Here is a 14,937-nt window from a genome sequence, read left to right as displayed (position 1 = left end):
AAAAAAATCCATAGCCAGAAATTCTGACTATGGATTTTGAAGACTCTGCCGGATCGGTCAACCGATCATTGAAAATTTCTTAACTGATCGGCATTAGCCTTAGGGCAGCTTTTTTTTACCTGCCTTGTAAACCTAGCCTCGCATTAACGCGACTTACTCTATAAATTAGCTAATAAACTTTTTTCAGGGAGAGAACCTTGTCAGACAGCAACGACATAGAGTTAGCTGCCAATGGCGATAAGCATGCGTTTAGACGCTTATATGAGCGTTACGTACGTGGTGTCTACGGAATGGTGTTCAGGTTAACTGCTGATCGCTCACTGGCCGATGACTTGGTACAGGAAGTCTTTGTACAGGCCTGGCGTTCATTACCCAAGTTTGATGGTCGAGCAAAGTTTTCAACGTGGCTTTTTAGTCTTGCTAATAATGTGGGTATTACAGAAATGCGAAAGCAGTCACGATGGTTTAAACGCAATGAGCGAGCCATTGACCATAGTACGCTGGACGAAGCTGACAGTAGCGACATTGATTTAGGCGAGCTCGATAAGTTCATCATCCGCTTGCCTGAGCAAACACGACAGGTTTTCGTTCTACATGCGTTACAGGACTATTCGCACCAGCAAATTGCTGACCTGTTACATATTGCCGAAGGTACAAGTAAATCCCAGTTTTTTCGCGCTAAGAAATTAATGCAGGAGTGGTTATGAGCAACGAAAAAGAGCAACAGTTAGAAGCACTTATTGCGCACCAACGTGAGACTCCTGACGCAATAGAGCCGAGTGATGACTTATGGCAGGGTATTGAACAGCGCTTAGAGGCGCAAACGACTGAACGCTTAGATGAGGGCTCACGTACATGGTGGGCAGCAGCCGGTGGGGCGCTCGCCGCGAGTCTGTTGGCGGTGGCTGTCTTTGTTGGCTACCAAGGTGCTCAGCCAGGAGAAGATATCAGAACTAATGAATCACCTTATTACGCGGCAGCGGCACAGATGATCAGCACCCAAGCGCAACAGGTTTCGGCGCTGCAAAGGGGTTACAAACTTGCTGGAATTGAGCAGAGTGATGAGCAATTAACTACACAGCTACAACAGCTAGCTAAAGCGCGACAGTCGGTATTAGAAGCGTTAGCGTCTGGCCCTGGTAATGCACAGCAATTGGAGCTGTTGCGTTGGATTAACGAACAAGAACTGGCTTTATTAGAGCAAAGCTATCAACAAAAGCCAGTATTGAAACAAATTTAAGCTTGGTGAACGAGGAGATTACTATGAAATTTTTAACCGCATTATTGATGGGAGCTGTTGCGCTGTCAACAGTGAACGCTGTTGCACAAGAGCGTGTCGATGAAAAAATGGAAGTGCCGAAGGGGACGGAAGTATTTGTTGATAACGAACGCGGCTCAATCGAGATCATGGCGAGTGATGACAACGTGGTTCATGTTACTGGAACACTCGACAAACGCACTGAGCAATTTATTTTTGAACTACGTGGCTCAACATTGCAGGTGCAAATCAAAACACCCGAGCAAAATGGGTGGTTCGACGATGATGAAGGGTCAAAGTTAACTATTTATATGCCTAAATCAAGCCATCTTGATGTAAAAGGTGTATCCATGGATGTCGATGCCTTTGATTTGCAAGAAGGTATCGAAGTAAACCTCGTGAGCGGTGATGTGAAAGTCGAAAATATTGGTGGCGGTGTCGAAGTCAGTACTGTCAGTGGTGACATTGATGCGCGGTCTATTGCTGGTACCGTCAGGCTAGAAAGTGTTAGTGGGGATATTAGCGATAAAGGCAGTAGCGCGAGAGTCGCTCATTATCAAGCCGTTAGCGGCGATATTAGTGTTTACGCCGATATGATGGAAGAGTTCTACTTACAAAACGTCTCAGGCGATGTAACGGCTGAATTACCAAGTCTCAAGAAAGCTAATTTAAAAAATGTCAGTGGAGACATTAATCTTTCGCTTAAATTGGCAGACAGTGGTGAATTGAAAGCTTCATCCGTGAGCGGCGATATGGCGTTTACTTTCGGTGCGATACCGAACGCCAGTTTTGATATTACAACTAATGCTGGTGGTGACATTGTTAACCGTATTAGTAACGACAAACCCACTGAATCGCGCTGGGGAACTTCGTCAGAATTAAACTTCGAAGTCGGCACTGGAAGTGCGAGAGTGGGTTTAACAACCGTCTCAGGAACTGTCGAAATTCGTCGCGATTAACGATATAGTAGCGCTCATTGGCGAGTGTACAGAGACTGTAACGATGGCGGAAAAAAATAAGCAAAGAGATAAGTCGATTGAGGCGCTGCGTTCAGCGCCTCATTCGATCGAAGCCGAACAATCTGTGTTGGGTGGGTTGATGTTAGATAATGACGCTTGGGATAAAGTTTCTGGGCTGATTATCGCGCAAGATTTTTATCATCGTGCTCATCGACTGATTTTTACTGCAATGCAATCCCTCGCCGATAGCAGTCAGCCAATGGACTTAGTGACTGTTTCTGAGGAACTAGAGGCGAACACTGAGCTCGACGCCGTGGGTGGCTTTGCGTATCTAGGTGAAATCTCGAAAAATACACCGAGTGCAGCCAATATTGTCGCTTATGCCAATATTGTACGAGAGCGGGCGGTGCTCAGAGAGATGATTGCCGCAGCGAATGATATTGCCGAGTCAGGTTACGATACCCAAGGACGAACGAGCCAACAGTTACTCGATGAGGCGGAGAGTAAAGTATTTCGTATTGCGGAGAAGCGCACTAGTGCAACGGAAGGCCCCAAGGGGGTCAGTGATATTCTGGCTAAGACGATTGAGAAAATAGAGACGCTTAGCAACATAAAAAATCATAACGGTGTAACAGGCACATCGACTGGCTTCCATGATTTAGACCAGATGACTGCCGGTCTGCAGCCTTCAGATCTTATTATTGTTGCCGCTCGACCGTCGATGGGTAAAACCACCTTCGCGATGAACTTAGCCGAAAACGTCGCAATGAACGAAGAAAAACCGGTGCTGGTGTTTAGTTTAGAAATGCCATCTGAGCAAATCATGATGCGTATGCTGGCATCACTCAGTCGCGTTGACCAAAACCGTGTGAGGACGGGACGTTTGGAGGATGATGATTGGGCTCGTATTGCCTCAGTCATGAACATTCTCAATGATAAGAATAATCTGTATATCGATGATTCCTCCGGATTAACACCGACAGAAGTTCGCTCTAGGGCTCGTCGTGTTGCGCGAGATCACGGTGGGTTATCGATGATTATGGTGGATTACTTGCAGTTAATGACAGTACCGGGGATGTCAGAAAATCGTACACTTGAAATTGCTGAGATCTCGCGCTCATTAAAATCTTTAGCTAAGGAATTGAGTGTTCCTGTCGTAGCGCTTTCACAGCTTAACCGCTCACTTGAGCAACGCTCAGATAAGCGTCCTGTCAACTCCGACTTGCGCGAGTCTGGATCGATCGAGCAGGATGCTGACGTTATTATGTTTATCTACCGTGATGAGGTTTATCACCCAGACAGTGCAGAGAAAGGATTAGCGGAGATTATCATTGGTAAGCAAAGGAATGGACCCATCGGTAAAGTTGAACTTAAATTCCATGGGCATCTATCGCGGTTTGATAATTTTGCTCGAGCGTCTGATGATGAGCGCTATTAACTTATAAAAAGAGAGCTTAGCAACAACTAGGCTCTCAGCTTATCAAAACATATTTCGATGTATGCCTTACCGGCAACATGGTTGAAGGGCATGATCAGCTTTGCGCCCTCAGAGCGATGAGATATAGTATGGTCGCGTCCCGAGACGACGATTGGTGTGGCCATATCAAACTCAAAACCGCGCTCGGCGAGCTCCTTTTTGGCACCGCCTGTAACCATATTAGTGATTTCACCCACCATATCGCATACCTCTTCATCCACTGAATCGGGTAGCTCGCCCAACATCTTATGCATGATTTCACAGGCTAGATTTTCTTCAAAGGATATTGAAAAGGAGCCTTTAACTTGTGGACCTACCATTCCAATGATGCCCGACACATCGCCACGAGCGTATTCATCCTTTTTAATTTGAGGCTTTCCTGGCTTAAGCTCTATTTGAGCCATCATTGAAAGCACGTTTTGAAGTGCGTTCAAAAATGGGTTGACGAACGCTGCGTCCATAAATAATTACCTTTTACTTACCGCAATTGATTTTTTTTGTGTCACGCTGCTCGTTAAGTGTAATTCCTCGCGTGATGTCATCGCCTTTAACATTCACTGTGTTCACTTGAGCAGGGTATGTGGAAAGCATAACACGGTTTGTTATTTCCCAATTACAAAATTCGGTTTTTGAATGAGATTTTTCTTGATAAAGCCATAGGTTCTGAAAATCCGCTTCCAAGCCCACCCAATCCAACGCTATCGGCTCGCCATCGGAAGTGGTCATTGAAAAACGTGCATTGAGCCATTCTTTAACCTTGCGCTCGGCGTCGGGTTGGTCAATTCTGAAGGGGGTATTAAAAAAACGACCAATAGCCAGTTCGACGTCGTGTAAGGTATATTGATGTACCACCTCAATATTACCTGTATGAGCGTTCCAACTCACATCGGTTAAGCCAAAAAAATATTTGTGCGCTGCTACCTGAGGTAGCAGCGCACAAGAGGCGATTAAACCGATAATAGAACGCGAAATATTACTCTTCAGCGTTTTTATCATCCGTGTCTAATTCCTCGTTGTAGCGTTCCATCATACTGTCATCACCATGATCACGTTTGTATAACTCAATACGCGATGGTACAGCACGAGCTGGCCAGTAGTTATTCGAAGTATCGGTATCAGCAGTCTCCCAATACGGGTCAACTACAATTTGGTCAATCTTCTTATCACGAATCAACAGCTTGCTTACGTGCTCCGGCGAACGGCGCCAGATTTCAGCAGGAATACGAACGTGTTCTTTAGTACCGTCAGCGAAATGTAGGTCTAGTAAAATAGGCATCACCAACCCGCCTTTGTTACTAAAGTCGAGCACGTAGAAGTTTTTGCCGTTTTTCAGCATTTGCTTCTGTTCGTCATCTAGGCCATCAAGTAACTTTTTGTATTCGTTACGGTCCGCATTAGTGACGGTGTACTCGTCATTCTCGTTGTAGAAGTCACGAAGGTGTTCTTGTTGAGCAATCTTCTTGACCATATCTTCATTGCGAATCGCAGTGATAGATTTTGGATCTTGCTGATCAACTTCTTTCTTCCAAGCCTTTTCGACTTCTGGATCTTGAGTATTGACGGTTAGCAGGTTTACTTTGTCGAGCGAGATATCTACGTGGTCAGTGGTGTAGAACCAGCCGCGAATAAACCAGTCAAGATCAACACCTGATGCATCTTCTAAGGTACGGAAGAAATCTTCAGGAGTTGGGCGTTTGAATTTCCAGCGACGTGAGTATTCACGGAATGCAAAGTCAAACAATTCACGACCAACAATGGTTTCACGCAAAATATTGAGCGCGGTCGCAGGCTTACCATACGCATTATTACCGAACTGCAGAATTGATTCTGAGTTTGTCATAATCGGCATTTGATTACGGCTAGCCATGTAACCTGTGATATTGCGAGCTTCTCCACGCCAAGACGGATAGTCGTCTTCCCACGCTTGCTCTGCAAGGAATTGAAGATAGGTATTTAGACCTTCATCCATCCAAGTCCACTGACGCTCGTCTGAGTTCACGATCATTGGGAAATAAGAGTGGCCAATTTCGTGAATAATGACAGAGATCAAGCCATATTTAGTACGTTTTGAGTAGTACTTCTCTCCACTCTCTTCGTTAACGTATGGACGCGGACCATTGAAGGTCAGCATAGGGTATTCCATACCACCGACCGGACCATTAACTGAGATAGCAACAGGGTATGGGTATGCAAAACTATATTTATTATAGTTTTCGATAGTGTGGATAATGGATGCAGTTGAGTAGCGTTCCCACAGAGGGTTACCCTCTTCAGGGTAGAACGACATCGCTAAAACGTCGCTTTCACCGTTATCAAACCCTTGAGCATCCCAAATAAACTTACGTGATGAAGCCCACGCGAAATCGCGAACGTTATCGGCTTTAAATACCCAAGTTTTAGTCTCAGAAGTCCCTTCTTTTTCGTTCTCCAAAGCTTCTTCTTGTGTGACAATTTTAACTGGCTTGTCAGCTGTTTCAGCTTCTTCTAAACGCTGCTGTTGCTCGTCGGTTAGGACTTCATCAGGGTTCTGCAATGTACCCGTTGCTGCAACGATATGATCGGCAGGTACGGTAATTGCTACTTCGTAGTTACCAAATTCCAAGGTGAATTCGCCACGACCCATGAATTGCTTGTTTTGCCAACCTTCAGCATCGTAGTAAGCAGCGACACGAGGGAACCATTGTGACATTTCGTACAAGTAGTTTCCGTCGTCTTCGAAATATTCATAACCACCACGGCCACCGAGTACGTCGGCTTCAATGATGTTGAACTTCCAACCAATATTGAATTCAATGGACTCACCCGATTTCAGGGGCTTATCTAAGTCAATACGCATCATCGTGTCATTGATGATGTAATCCATCTGTTCGCCGCGAGGGTCCGAGACGTCAGTGATGGTATAGCCCGCTGGAAACTCTTCTTGAGTCATCATCGTTTCCATTTGGCTAAAGCTGACTTTTTTCATTCGATCAGCATTGGTTGCCGAAGCTTGAGGACCGATAGAATCTTTCTTGAATCGGTTTTGGTCCAGCTGTACCCAAATGTAACGTAATGTATCGGGTGAGTTATTCGTGTAGGTAATCGTACTACGCGCATTAATGCTTTGGTTATCGTCATTCAAAGTGACTTGAATATCGTAATCAGCTTGCTGCTGCCAATAACCATGCCCGGGCGCACCAGAGGCTGTTCTGTATATGTTGGGAGAACGATATTTATCATCATTCAACTGGCGGAACTTGTCGTCAAACGCTTGGGCATTAATGGCCTGAGAGACCGCCATGCTTGCGACAGCTACACCAAGGAGGTGAGTTAACTTCATTGGTATTTCCTGTTGTTGTAGTAAGTACTAATGACATTTAGCACATAAACCATGTGCTTCTATGGTTTGTTCTTTGACCAGAAAGCCCTGATCCTCAGCCTGCGATTGCAGTTCGGAGTAAACGCCTTCAGAGTGAATTTCTTGAACATCTCCACAGCGATCACAAATTAACATTTGGACAGGGTGTTGATGCTCAAAATGCGAGCAAAGAACAAAACTATTCGATGAAGTGATCTTGTGAACAAAACCTTGCTCTTGAAGAAAGTCGAGCGCACGGTAGATCGTTGGCGGCTTTGCGTTAGGAACAGAGCCCTTGAGCAAGTCAAGCAAATCATAGGCACCAACCGCACCTTTTTGAGCTGCCAGAATACGAAAGACTTCACGACGCGTAGACGTTAATCGCGCGCCACGGTTTTGACAAAGCTTCTCGGCCTTACTAATTAATCGCTCTGTTTCGATAGTTCCCATATATGACCTTTTCATCTGCTGGCTTTGATTGTAATTAGATTTATCAGCCAAGCAACGCTCGACACAATAATCGTTTTTACTAAAGTGTAAATCATATCGTCCTATTTCGGAACTAACGTGGTGTTCTGAACAATATAAAACAGATATAATGGCACCTCACATAGCCAGTCGAGTTTTTAGCGTTACCGCCATAAGCTACAGGAGTTTTCGTTGTCAAAGCTATACCCTCATTTTGCTTCAGTCGCCCCGATGCTGGATTGGACGGATCGCCATTGTCGATACTTTCATCGTTTATTAAGCCCCAATACATTGTTGTACACCGATATGGTGACCACTGGCGCCATTATCTATGGTCAGCAAGATTTCCTAGCTTACAACGATGAGGAACATCCCGTTGCGCTTCAATTGGGTGGCGCTGATCCGAGCGCAATGGCACAGTGTGCAGTTCAAGCGCAAACTCGCGGCTATGACGAGGTTAATATTAATGTAGGATGTCCTTCAGACCGAGTTCAAAATGGCAGTTTTGGTGCTTGCTTGATGGCACAACCGAAATTAGTCAGTGATTGCATTAAGGCGATGAAAGCCGAAGTAGACATTCCAGTGACGGTTAAAACCCGTCTAGGGATTGATGAGCACGATAGCGATGAGTTTTTATATCAATTTCTAGATGCTTGTGTCGAGGCAGGCACTGATCAACTCACACTTCACGCGCGGAAGGCTTGGCTCAATGGGTTAAGCCCGAAAGAGAATAGAGAAATACCGCCTTTGCAATATGACCGCGTTTATCGTGCGAAGCAACGCTACGCCGAATTACCGATAGCTATCAATGGCGGCATTAAAACACTAGCAGAGACTCAGTTACATTTAGCCCATGTGGATAGCGTAATGATTGGACGCGAAGCATATCAGAACCCGTGGTTGTTGACTGAGTTAGAAACCCTATATACATCAAACCCTACCTCTATTTCACGAGAAAGTGTGGCGCGTCAGATGATTCCGTACATTCAGCAACACATTGCCGCAGGTGGTCGCGCGTGGCACGTTGTGCGTCACATGCTTGGACTTTTCCAAGGACAGCCTGGCGGAAAAAAATGGCGCCAGTTCTTGAGTATAAAAGGGCCTCGTTTAAATGATGCTGAAGCGCTTATTGAGGGCGCTATTGAGTTCCGGACAGATAGCTCCTTACGTCTCGCTGATATTCAGTAGCGATATTGACTAAAATTTAGTGTGTTTTGTAAAGCGGTGTGATTTTTTCACCAAGCCGAAGAAAGTGATAAAACCAACGTCCTAAAAAAGTATTTAAAAACAATCGATTATAATTTTTATAAAGTTGGCACAACCTTTGAAAGAGTAATAGCGACTTAATTAATACGTTACCTTCAAAGGAGCACAGCCATGAAAAAATTTATTATCACTTTGTCAGCCGTTGCCGCATTGAGTTCAGTCCCTGCAATGGCTCAAGATAGTCAAGAGAGTAGCATCCGTAGAGCTCTTCAAACTGAGGTCAGTTCAATTTCTGAGTCACTGTGGCAAGCATCAAAAGATGCTGTTGTATCCACTCTCGATGAAATCACTACTGAACTGTTTAGCGAAGAAGCTCTTGCTTCACGTGAATCACGGGATGACTCAGCTGAGTCAAACGACGACAACAAAAGCGAGTAATCACCATGGCGTATCTCACTCAATGGTGGTTGGTTTGGTTAATCGCACCGGTGTTAGGGACAGTTATCATCGGTGCGGTGACCGCCGCGAGTTCATCGCTAGTGCGTCAGGGTTAAAGTTTTGTTAATCTGCAAGTTCTCTGTTTTGGTTGTGTTAAGGAACTTGCATGTTAAAAAAGACAATTACAATGACGGCACTAGCGGCACTTGTCGCTACCGCAACATCTAGTTTTGCTGAAGAATATACCGCTAGCGATAAAGCACGTATGCTAGCGAAAGAAAACCTACTTATCGATACGCACATCGACGTCCCCTATCGTATTCATAACGAGTGGGAGGATGTGACCGTCGCTACCGAAGGTGGAGATTTTGATTATCCAAGAGCGGTAGAGGGCGGTTTAAATGCCCCCTTTATGTCAATTTATATTCCTGCGCATTACGAACAGAGTGGTGGGAGTATTCAACTAGCGAATGAGCTTATAGATAGTATGGAGGCTCTCGTCGGTCGTGCGCCAGATAAATTCGCTATGGCTTATACGACAGAGCAAGTGAAGGAAAACACTGAAAAAGGCTTAATGTCTATTGCCTTGGGAATGGAAAACGGCACCCCCATCGAGGGTGATCTTGCCAACCTTGAGCACTTCTACAAGCGCGGTATTCGCTACATTACGTTGGCGCACTCACAGTCCAACCATATCTCGGATTCATCATACGATATCCGTCGCCAATGGGATGGTTTATCACCTTTTGGTAAGAAGCTTGTGAAAGCAATGAATGATATCGGTGTGATGGTCGATGTTTCACATATCTCCGATGATGCGTTTTATCAAGTTATCGAGATCAGTGAGGCGCCCGTTATCGCGTCACATTCGTCTTTACGTCAGTACACACCAGGTTTTGAACGCAACATGAGTGACGACATGCTGAAAAAGCTTGGTGAAAACGGCGGTGTCATTCAAATCAACTTTGGGTCTTCATTTGTTGCAAAGCAAGCCAACCGCTATCGCGATATGCTTAAAAAGCGTATTGAGGCAGTAAAAGAACAGTATGGCGAAGAGTCTGAGGAAGCAAAGCAGCGTATTGCGGAGATCGAGAACAACAACCCATATCCGTATGCGACGCTTGACCAAGTCCTAGACCATATCGACCATGTGAAAGCGTTGATTGGTGTTGAGCATATTGGGATTGGCTCGGACTACGATGGCGTAGGCGATTCATTACCTGTGGGCTTGAAAGACGTGTCGAGTTATCCTAATTTGGTTCAGGGTTTGCTAGACCGCGGTTACACCGATGAAGAAATTAAAATGATCTTGGGTGGCAATTTAATGCGCGTCTGGCGGCAGGTGGAAGACCTCGCGAAGTAACTTACCCGTTTACGCAGCTTGCGCCTTTGGTAGCTTGCGCCTTTGGGTAGCTTGCGCCTTTGGTAGCTTGCGCCTTTGGCGCAAGTAAACCCCTAAAGTAGCGCCATAGGCGCGACCTACTTACTGCTAAATGTTGACAACCGGTCGCGAAGCTGTATAATTCGCGACCACATCAATTTTTGTTTAAGTTTAGCGACTTGCTTAATTGGTGTTCCACAACAGTCCCGATAGGGGATTGAATGGTTGACGTAGATAATCGCACCCCCGGTATGTGCCAGGGAGGTTGCGTTTGTCTGTGCTCTTTTTTAAATGCTCTTTAATTTGAGGCTTTGATTTTTTATGGCTAATCAAAGAATTCGGATTCGATTGAAAGCGTTCGATCACCGTCTGATTGACCAGTCAACTGCAGAGATCGTTGATACTGCAAAACGCACTGGCGCGCAGGTACGTGGACCAATTCCACTGCCAACTCGGAAAGAACGCTTCACCGTGCTGATTTCTCCACACGTAAACAAAGATGCGCGTGACCAGTACGAAATCCGCACCCACAAGCGTCTGATCGATATCATGGACCCAACTGACAAAACTGTTGACGCGTTAATGCGTTTGGATTTGGCAGCTGGCGTTGATGTACAGATCAGCTTGGGTTAAGTGGGCAGTAATAGGATTACACACGAGAGGTTTTAACAATGGCTATAGGTCTAGTCGGTCGTAAAGTAGGAATGACGCGTGTCTTCCAGGAAGACGGCGCTTCTGTTCCTGTTACTGTGATCGAAGTGCTGGCTAACCGCGTGACTCAGGTTAAAACTGAGGAAACTGACGGTTATCGTGCGCTTCAAGTAACCACAGGCGAAAAGAAAGCTAGCCGCGTAAACAAGCCTTCAGCAGGTCATTTTGCTAAGGCGAGTACTGAGGCAGGTCGTGGTCTTTGGGAATTTCGTTTAGAAGACGGCGAAGGCGATGATTTCGCAGTAGGTTCTGAGATTACAGTAGAAGTATTCTCAGAAATTAAGAAAGTGGATGTTACAGGTACGTCTAAAGGTAAAGGCTTTGCTGGTACCGTAAAACGCTGGAACTTCCGCACTCAAGACGCTACCCACGGTAACTCATTATCGCACCGTGCTCCTGGTTCAATTGGTCAAAACCAATCACCAGGTAAAGTTTTCAAAGGCAAGAAAATGGCCGGTCAAATGGGTAACGAGCGCGTGACAACTCAATCACTTGAGTTGGTTCGTGTAGACGCTGAACGCAACCTTTTATTGATTAAAGGTGCTGTCCCTGGCGCTACCGGTGGCGATGTGATCGTTAAACCTGCGGTCAAGGCGTAACGTCTGAGGAGAATGGTGATGGAATTAACATTGAAAGACGCAAAAGGCGCTCTTGAGGTTTCCGAAGCTACCTTTGGACGTGAGTTCAACGAAGCACTTGTCCACCAGGTAGTTGTTGCATATGCAGCGGGTGCTCGTCAGGGTACCAAAGCTCAGAAAACTCGTTCTGAAGTTGCTGGTGGTGGTAAGAAACCATGGCGTCAAAAAGGCACGGGTCGTGCACGTGCCGGTACTATCCGTAGCCCAATCTGGCGCTCAGGTGGTACTACTTTTGCGGCGAAACCGCAAAACCACGAACAGAAAGTTAACAAAAAAATGTACCGCGGTGCTGTAAAAAGCATCCTGTCAGAATTGATTCGTCAAGACCGTTTGCAGGTTGTTGAGAACTTTGAGCTTGAAGCGCCAAAGACTAAACAACTCGTTGCGAAGTTGAAAGAATTGAACCTGAACGACGTTTTGATCGTGACTAAAGAAGTTGACGAGAACTTGTTCCTTGCGTCACGCAACTTGCATAAAGTTGACGTACGTGATGTTCAAGGCATCGACCCAGTAAGCTTAATCGCGTTTGAAAACGTCCTGATGACTGCTGACGCAGTTAAGCAGCTTGAGGAGGTGTTGTCATGATGCGCGAAGAACGTTTACTTAATGTAATCTTGGCACCTCACGTTTCGGAAAAGAGCACCATGACTGCTGAAGGCTACAACACTGTAGTTTTCAAAGTAGCTAAAGATGCGACTAAGTCCGAAATCAAAGCAGCTGTCGAAAAACTTTTTGAAGTTGAAGTTAAAAACGTACGCACAGTGAACGTTAAGGGTAAATCTAAACGCACTGGTTTCCGCTTCGGTAAACGTAGCGACTGGAAAAAAGCGTATGTGGCCCTGAAAGAGGGTGCTGACATCGACTTCGTTGGCGGCGCTGAGTAACAGGAGGAATTATCATGGCTGTAGTTAAAAGTAAGCCTACGTCTCCGGGTCAACGCCACGTCGTAAAAGTCGTCGGTCAGGACCTGTACAAAGGCAAGCCTTTTGCTCCATTGCTGGACAAAAACAGCAAGAAGGGCGGTCGTAATAACAATGGACGTATCACTGTACGTCACATCGGCGGTGGTCATAAACATCACTACCGTATTATCGACTTTAAGCGTAATAAAGACGGTATCCCTGCAAAGGTAGAGCGTATTGAATACGATCCGAACCGTTCAGCGAATATCGCATTGGTATTGTACGCAGACGGTGAGCGTCGCTACATTTTGGCTCCTAAGAATTTGAATGTGGGCGACCGCATTGCTTCAGGTTCTGATGCGCCAATTAAAGCGGGTAACAGCTTACCTATGCGCAACATCCCAGTAGGTACTGTAGTACACGCAATCGAAATGCAACCAGGTAAAGGTGCACAGCTGGCTCGTTCAGCAGGTGCGTATGGCCAAATCCTGGCGCGTGATGGTGCATATGTCACTATCCGTTTGCGTTCTGGCGAAATGCGCCGTGTACAGTCTGACGGTCGAGCGACCATCGGTGAAGTGGGTAACGCAGAACACATGCTGCGTCAATTGGGTAAAGCGGGCGCGAAGCGCTGGCGTGGTGTTCGTCCTACCGTTCGTGGTGTGGCGATGAACCCAGTTGATCACCCGCACGGTGGTGGTGAAGGTCGTACTTCTGGTGGTCGTCACCCAGTGACACCTTGGGGTACTCCGACTAAGGGCTACAAAACCCGTAAGAACAAGCGTACTGATAAGTTCATCGTACGCCGTCGCAACAAATAAGAGTTGAGGATTTAACATGCCACGTTCTCTTAAAAAAGGTCCATTTATTGACCTTCACCTGCTAAATAAGGTGGAGAAAGCGTTGGAAGCCGGGGATAAAAAGCCAATTAAGACTTGGTCCCGTCGTTCAATGATTATTCCAGATATGATCGGCTTGACTATCGCTGTACACAACGGTCGTCAGCACGTACCGGTATTCGTTTCTGACGAAATGATCGGTCATAAGCTGGGTGAATTCGCACCAACCCGTACTTATCGCGGCCATGCTGCTGATAAGAAAGCGAAGAAACGGTAAGAGGTAGAAAGTGATGGAAGCTATTGCTAAACACCAATTCGCCCGCGTTTCTGCTCAGAAAGGCCGTTTGGTTGCTGACCAAATTCGCGGTTTGCCAGTTGAAAAAGCACTGGACATTCTTGCGTACAGCCCTAAAGCAGCCGCTGGCTTGGTTAAGAAAGTACTTGAGTCAGCGATCGCTAACGCGGAGCACAACGAAGGTGCGGACATCGATGAGCTGAAAGTGGCTCGCGTCTTCGTCGACGAAGGTCCGACCATGAAGCGTATCAAGCCACGTGCCAAAGGCCGTGCGGATCGTATCTTTAAGCGCACCAGCCACATTACTGTGGTCGTGTCGGATAGCTAGGAGATAAATTATGGGTCAGAAAGTACATCCTAATGGTATTCGCCTAGGTATCTCCAGACCATGGAATGCAACCTGGTATGCGAATACAAACGAATTTGCTGACAACTTGCACAGTGATCATCAGGTACGTAAGTTCCTGACTAAAGAACTACGCAACGCATCAGTATCTCGTATCGTTATCGAGCGTCCAGCTAAGAGTGTTCGTGTGACTATTCATACTGCACGCCCTGGCGTTGTTATCGGTAAAAAAGGTGAAGACGTTGAAAAGCTTCGCCAACAAGTTCAGAAGTTGACTGGCGCTCCGTCGCAAATCAACATTTCTGAAGTGCGTAAGCCAGAATTGGATGCGCAACTTGTTGCTGATAATATCTCAGGTCAGTTGGAACGTCGTGTTATGTTCCGTCGTGCTATGAAGCGCGCTGTTCAAAACGCTATCCGTCTTGGTGCTAAAGGTATCAAGGTCGAAGTAAGCGGTCGTTTGGGCGGTGCAGAGATTGCACGTACTGAGTGGTACCGTGAAGGACGCGTTCCTCTGCACACACTTCGTGCAGACATCGATTACGCAACTTCTGAAGCGAATACCACTTACGGTATCATCGGCGTTAAAGTTTGGATTTTCCGTGGCGAAGTTCTTGGTGGACTTCCAACCGAGGAAAAACCAGCTCCAAAACGCGGCAAAAACCGTAAGTAAGGGGAGACG

General features: G+C 46.1%; 19 protein-coding genes. 15 read left to right on the top strand and 4 right to left on the bottom strand.

All coding sequences use genetic code 11. The features are described 5' to 3' along the window. The first annotated feature begins 197 nt into the window (after nt 1-197). Genes AWU56_RS12405 through dnaB form a run of 4 tightly spaced genes read left to right on the top strand, consistent with a single transcriptional unit; the run spans nt 198 to nt 3,655 of the window. Complete coding sequence (locus tag AWU56_RS12405) at nt 198-707, top strand: RNA polymerase sigma factor (RefSeq protein ID WP_286682692.1); 510 nt, start codon at nt 198-200, stop codon at nt 705-707. After that, entirely contained in the window at nt 704-1,240 is a 537-nt protein-coding gene (locus AWU56_RS12400; RefSeq protein ID WP_286682691.1) for a hypothetical protein, read from the top strand. The genes AWU56_RS12405 and AWU56_RS12400 overlap by 4 nt, the downstream gene beginning before the upstream one ends. A gap of 23 nt (nt 1,241-1,263) precedes the next feature. Beyond that, the gene (locus AWU56_RS12395; protein WP_286682690.1) at nt 1,264-2,217 is read left to right on the top strand and encodes a DUF4097 family beta strand repeat-containing protein; all 954 of its coding nucleotides are present in this window, start codon (nt 1,264-1,266) and stop codon (nt 2,215-2,217) included. A 43-nt stretch (nt 2,218-2,260) separates the two neighbouring features. After that, nucleotides 2,261-3,655: a replicative DNA helicase gene (gene dnaB, locus AWU56_RS12390; RefSeq protein ID WP_006957003.1), complete on the top strand. Its 1,395-nt coding sequence runs from the start codon at nt 2,261-2,263 to the stop codon at nt 3,653-3,655. Between the two features lie 26 nt (nt 3,656-3,681). Here dnaB and AWU56_RS12385 read toward each other — a convergent pair whose 3' ends face one another. From AWU56_RS12385 to zur, 4 genes are read right to left on the bottom strand one after another with little or no spacing between them, the layout of a single operon-like run. After that, a complete protein-coding gene (locus AWU56_RS12385; RefSeq protein ID WP_006957002.1) occupies nt 3,682-4,155 on the bottom strand; it encodes a chemotaxis protein CheX in 474 nt (157 codons plus the stop codon). A 13-nt stretch (nt 4,156-4,168) separates the two neighbouring features. Further along, nucleotides 4,169-4,690, bottom strand: coding sequence for a DUF6702 family protein (locus tag AWU56_RS12380; RefSeq protein WP_286682689.1), 522 nt, complete (start codon nt 4,688-4,690; stop codon nt 4,169-4,171). Beyond that, a complete protein-coding gene (locus AWU56_RS12375; RefSeq protein ID WP_272977380.1) occupies nt 4,668-7,013 on the bottom strand; it encodes a M1 family metallopeptidase in 2,346 nt (781 codons plus the stop codon). Before AWU56_RS12375 ends, AWU56_RS12380 begins: the two co-directional genes overlap by 23 nt. Before the next feature lie 27 nt (nt 7,014-7,040). Further along, nucleotides 7,041-7,481 (bottom strand): zinc uptake transcriptional repressor Zur, encoded by a 441-nt coding sequence (gene zur, locus AWU56_RS12370; RefSeq protein ID WP_006957009.1) that lies wholly within the window; start codon nt 7,479-7,481, stop codon nt 7,041-7,043. A 210-nt stretch (nt 7,482-7,691) separates the two neighbouring features. Between zur and dusA the strand changes: the two genes are divergently transcribed. From dusA to rpsC, 11 genes are all read left to right on the top strand, one after another. Then, nucleotides 7,692-8,687 carry a tRNA dihydrouridine(20/20a) synthase DusA gene (gene dusA / locus AWU56_RS12365; protein ID WP_272977381.1) on the top strand — a complete coding sequence of 332 codons (996 nt, stop codon included), beginning with the start codon at nt 7,692-7,694 and terminating at the stop codon, nt 8,685-8,687. A gap of 189 nt (nt 8,688-8,876) precedes the next feature. Beyond that, the gene (locus AWU56_RS12360) at nt 8,877-9,143 is read left to right on the top strand and encodes a hypothetical protein (RefSeq protein WP_272977382.1); all 267 of its coding nucleotides are present in this window, start codon (nt 8,877-8,879) and stop codon (nt 9,141-9,143) included. A gap of 166 nt (nt 9,144-9,309) precedes the next feature. After that, nucleotides 9,310-10,506: a dipeptidase gene (locus AWU56_RS12355; protein WP_286682688.1), complete on the top strand. Its 1,197-nt coding sequence runs from the start codon at nt 9,310-9,312 to the stop codon at nt 10,504-10,506. 339 nt (nt 10,507-10,845) lie between these two features. Next, nucleotides 10,846-11,157, top strand: coding sequence for a 30S ribosomal protein S10 (gene rpsJ / locus AWU56_RS12350; protein WP_006956423.1), 312 nt, complete (start codon nt 10,846-10,848; stop codon nt 11,155-11,157). Nucleotides 11,158-11,195: 38 nt separating this feature from the next. After that, complete coding sequence (gene rplC, locus AWU56_RS12345; RefSeq protein ID WP_272977384.1) at nt 11,196-11,834, top strand: 50S ribosomal protein L3; 639 nt, start codon at nt 11,196-11,198, stop codon at nt 11,832-11,834. Nucleotides 11,835-11,852: 18 nt separating this feature from the next. Continuing rightward, entirely contained in the window at nt 11,853-12,458 is a 606-nt protein-coding gene (gene rplD / locus AWU56_RS12340) for a 50S ribosomal protein L4 (protein ID WP_006956426.1), read from the top strand. After that, entirely contained in the window at nt 12,455-12,757 is a 303-nt protein-coding gene (gene rplW, locus AWU56_RS12335) for a 50S ribosomal protein L23 (RefSeq protein WP_006956427.1), read from the top strand. The genes rplD and rplW overlap by 4 nt, the downstream gene beginning before the upstream one ends. Before the next feature lie 14 nt (nt 12,758-12,771). Continuing rightward, complete coding sequence (rplB, locus tag AWU56_RS12330; protein ID WP_286682687.1) at nt 12,772-13,596, top strand: 50S ribosomal protein L2; 825 nt, start codon at nt 12,772-12,774, stop codon at nt 13,594-13,596. 16 nt (nt 13,597-13,612) lie between these two features. Beyond that, nucleotides 13,613-13,891, top strand: coding sequence for a 30S ribosomal protein S19 (gene rpsS / locus AWU56_RS12325; protein ID WP_026860408.1), 279 nt, complete (start codon nt 13,613-13,615; stop codon nt 13,889-13,891). Between the two features lie 13 nt (nt 13,892-13,904). Beyond that, nucleotides 13,905-14,237 carry a 50S ribosomal protein L22 gene (gene rplV, locus AWU56_RS12320; RefSeq protein ID WP_006956456.1) on the top strand — a complete coding sequence of 111 codons (333 nt, stop codon included), beginning with the start codon at nt 13,905-13,907 and terminating at the stop codon, nt 14,235-14,237. 10 nt (nt 14,238-14,247) lie between these two features. Beyond that, entirely contained in the window at nt 14,248-14,928 is a 681-nt protein-coding gene (rpsC, locus tag AWU56_RS12315; RefSeq protein ID WP_006956455.1) for a 30S ribosomal protein S3, read from the top strand. Nucleotides 14,929-14,937 lie beyond the last annotated feature (9 nt).

It is taken from the genome of Idiomarina sp. T82-3, assembly GCF_001577655.1.
Lineage (GTDB): Bacteria > Pseudomonadota > Gammaproteobacteria > Enterobacterales > Alteromonadaceae > Idiomarina > Idiomarina baltica.
The sequence above is the reverse complement of the archived record's forward strand: the minus strand, read 5'-3'. Positions and strand labels throughout refer to the sequence as shown.

Excerpts from the sequence above, each read along its gene's own strand:
- rplB (WP_286682687.1), top strand. The coding sequence starts at position 12,772 with ATGGCTGTAGTTAAAAGTAAGCCTACGTCTCCGGGTCAACGCCACGTC.
- AWU56_RS12385 (WP_006957002.1), bottom strand. The coding sequence starts at position 4,155 with ATGGACGCAGCGTTCGTCAACCCATTTTTGAACGCACTTCAAAACGTG.
- rplD (WP_006956426.1), top strand. The coding sequence starts at position 11,853 with ATGGAATTAACATTGAAAGACGCAAAAGGCGCTCTTGAGGTTTCCGAA.
- AWU56_RS12400 (WP_286682691.1), top strand. The coding sequence starts at position 704 with ATGAGCAACGAAAAAGAGCAACAGTTAGAAGCACTTATTGCGCACCAA.
- rpsJ (WP_006956423.1), top strand. The coding sequence starts at position 10,846 with ATGGCTAATCAAAGAATTCGGATTCGATTGAAAGCGTTCGATCACCGT.
- rplC (WP_272977384.1), top strand. The coding sequence starts at position 11,196 with ATGGCTATAGGTCTAGTCGGTCGTAAAGTAGGAATGACGCGTGTCTTC.
- AWU56_RS12375 (WP_272977380.1), bottom strand. The coding sequence starts at position 7,013 with ATGAAGTTAACTCACCTCCTTGGTGTAGCTGTCGCAAGCATGGCGGTC.
- dnaB (WP_006957003.1), top strand. The coding sequence starts at position 2,261 with ATGGCGGAAAAAAATAAGCAAAGAGATAAGTCGATTGAGGCGCTGCGT.
- rplV (WP_006956456.1), top strand. The coding sequence starts at position 13,905 with ATGGAAGCTATTGCTAAACACCAATTCGCCCGCGTTTCTGCTCAGAAA.
- AWU56_RS12380 (WP_286682689.1), bottom strand. The coding sequence starts at position 4,690 with ATGATAAAAACGCTGAAGAGTAATATTTCGCGTTCTATTATCGGTTTA.
- rpsC (WP_006956455.1), top strand. The coding sequence starts at position 14,248 with ATGGGTCAGAAAGTACATCCTAATGGTATTCGCCTAGGTATCTCCAGA.
- zur (WP_006957009.1), bottom strand. The coding sequence starts at position 7,481 with ATGGGAACTATCGAAACAGAGCGATTAATTAGTAAGGCCGAGAAGCTT.
- AWU56_RS12395 (WP_286682690.1), top strand. The coding sequence starts at position 1,264 with ATGAAATTTTTAACCGCATTATTGATGGGAGCTGTTGCGCTGTCAACA.
- rplW (WP_006956427.1), top strand. The coding sequence starts at position 12,455 with ATGATGCGCGAAGAACGTTTACTTAATGTAATCTTGGCACCTCACGTT.
- AWU56_RS12355 (WP_286682688.1), top strand. The coding sequence starts at position 9,310 with ATGTTAAAAAAGACAATTACAATGACGGCACTAGCGGCACTTGTCGCT.
- AWU56_RS12360 (WP_272977382.1), top strand. The coding sequence starts at position 8,877 with ATGAAAAAATTTATTATCACTTTGTCAGCCGTTGCCGCATTGAGTTCA.
- rpsS (WP_026860408.1), top strand. The coding sequence starts at position 13,613 with ATGCCACGTTCTCTTAAAAAAGGTCCATTTATTGACCTTCACCTGCTA.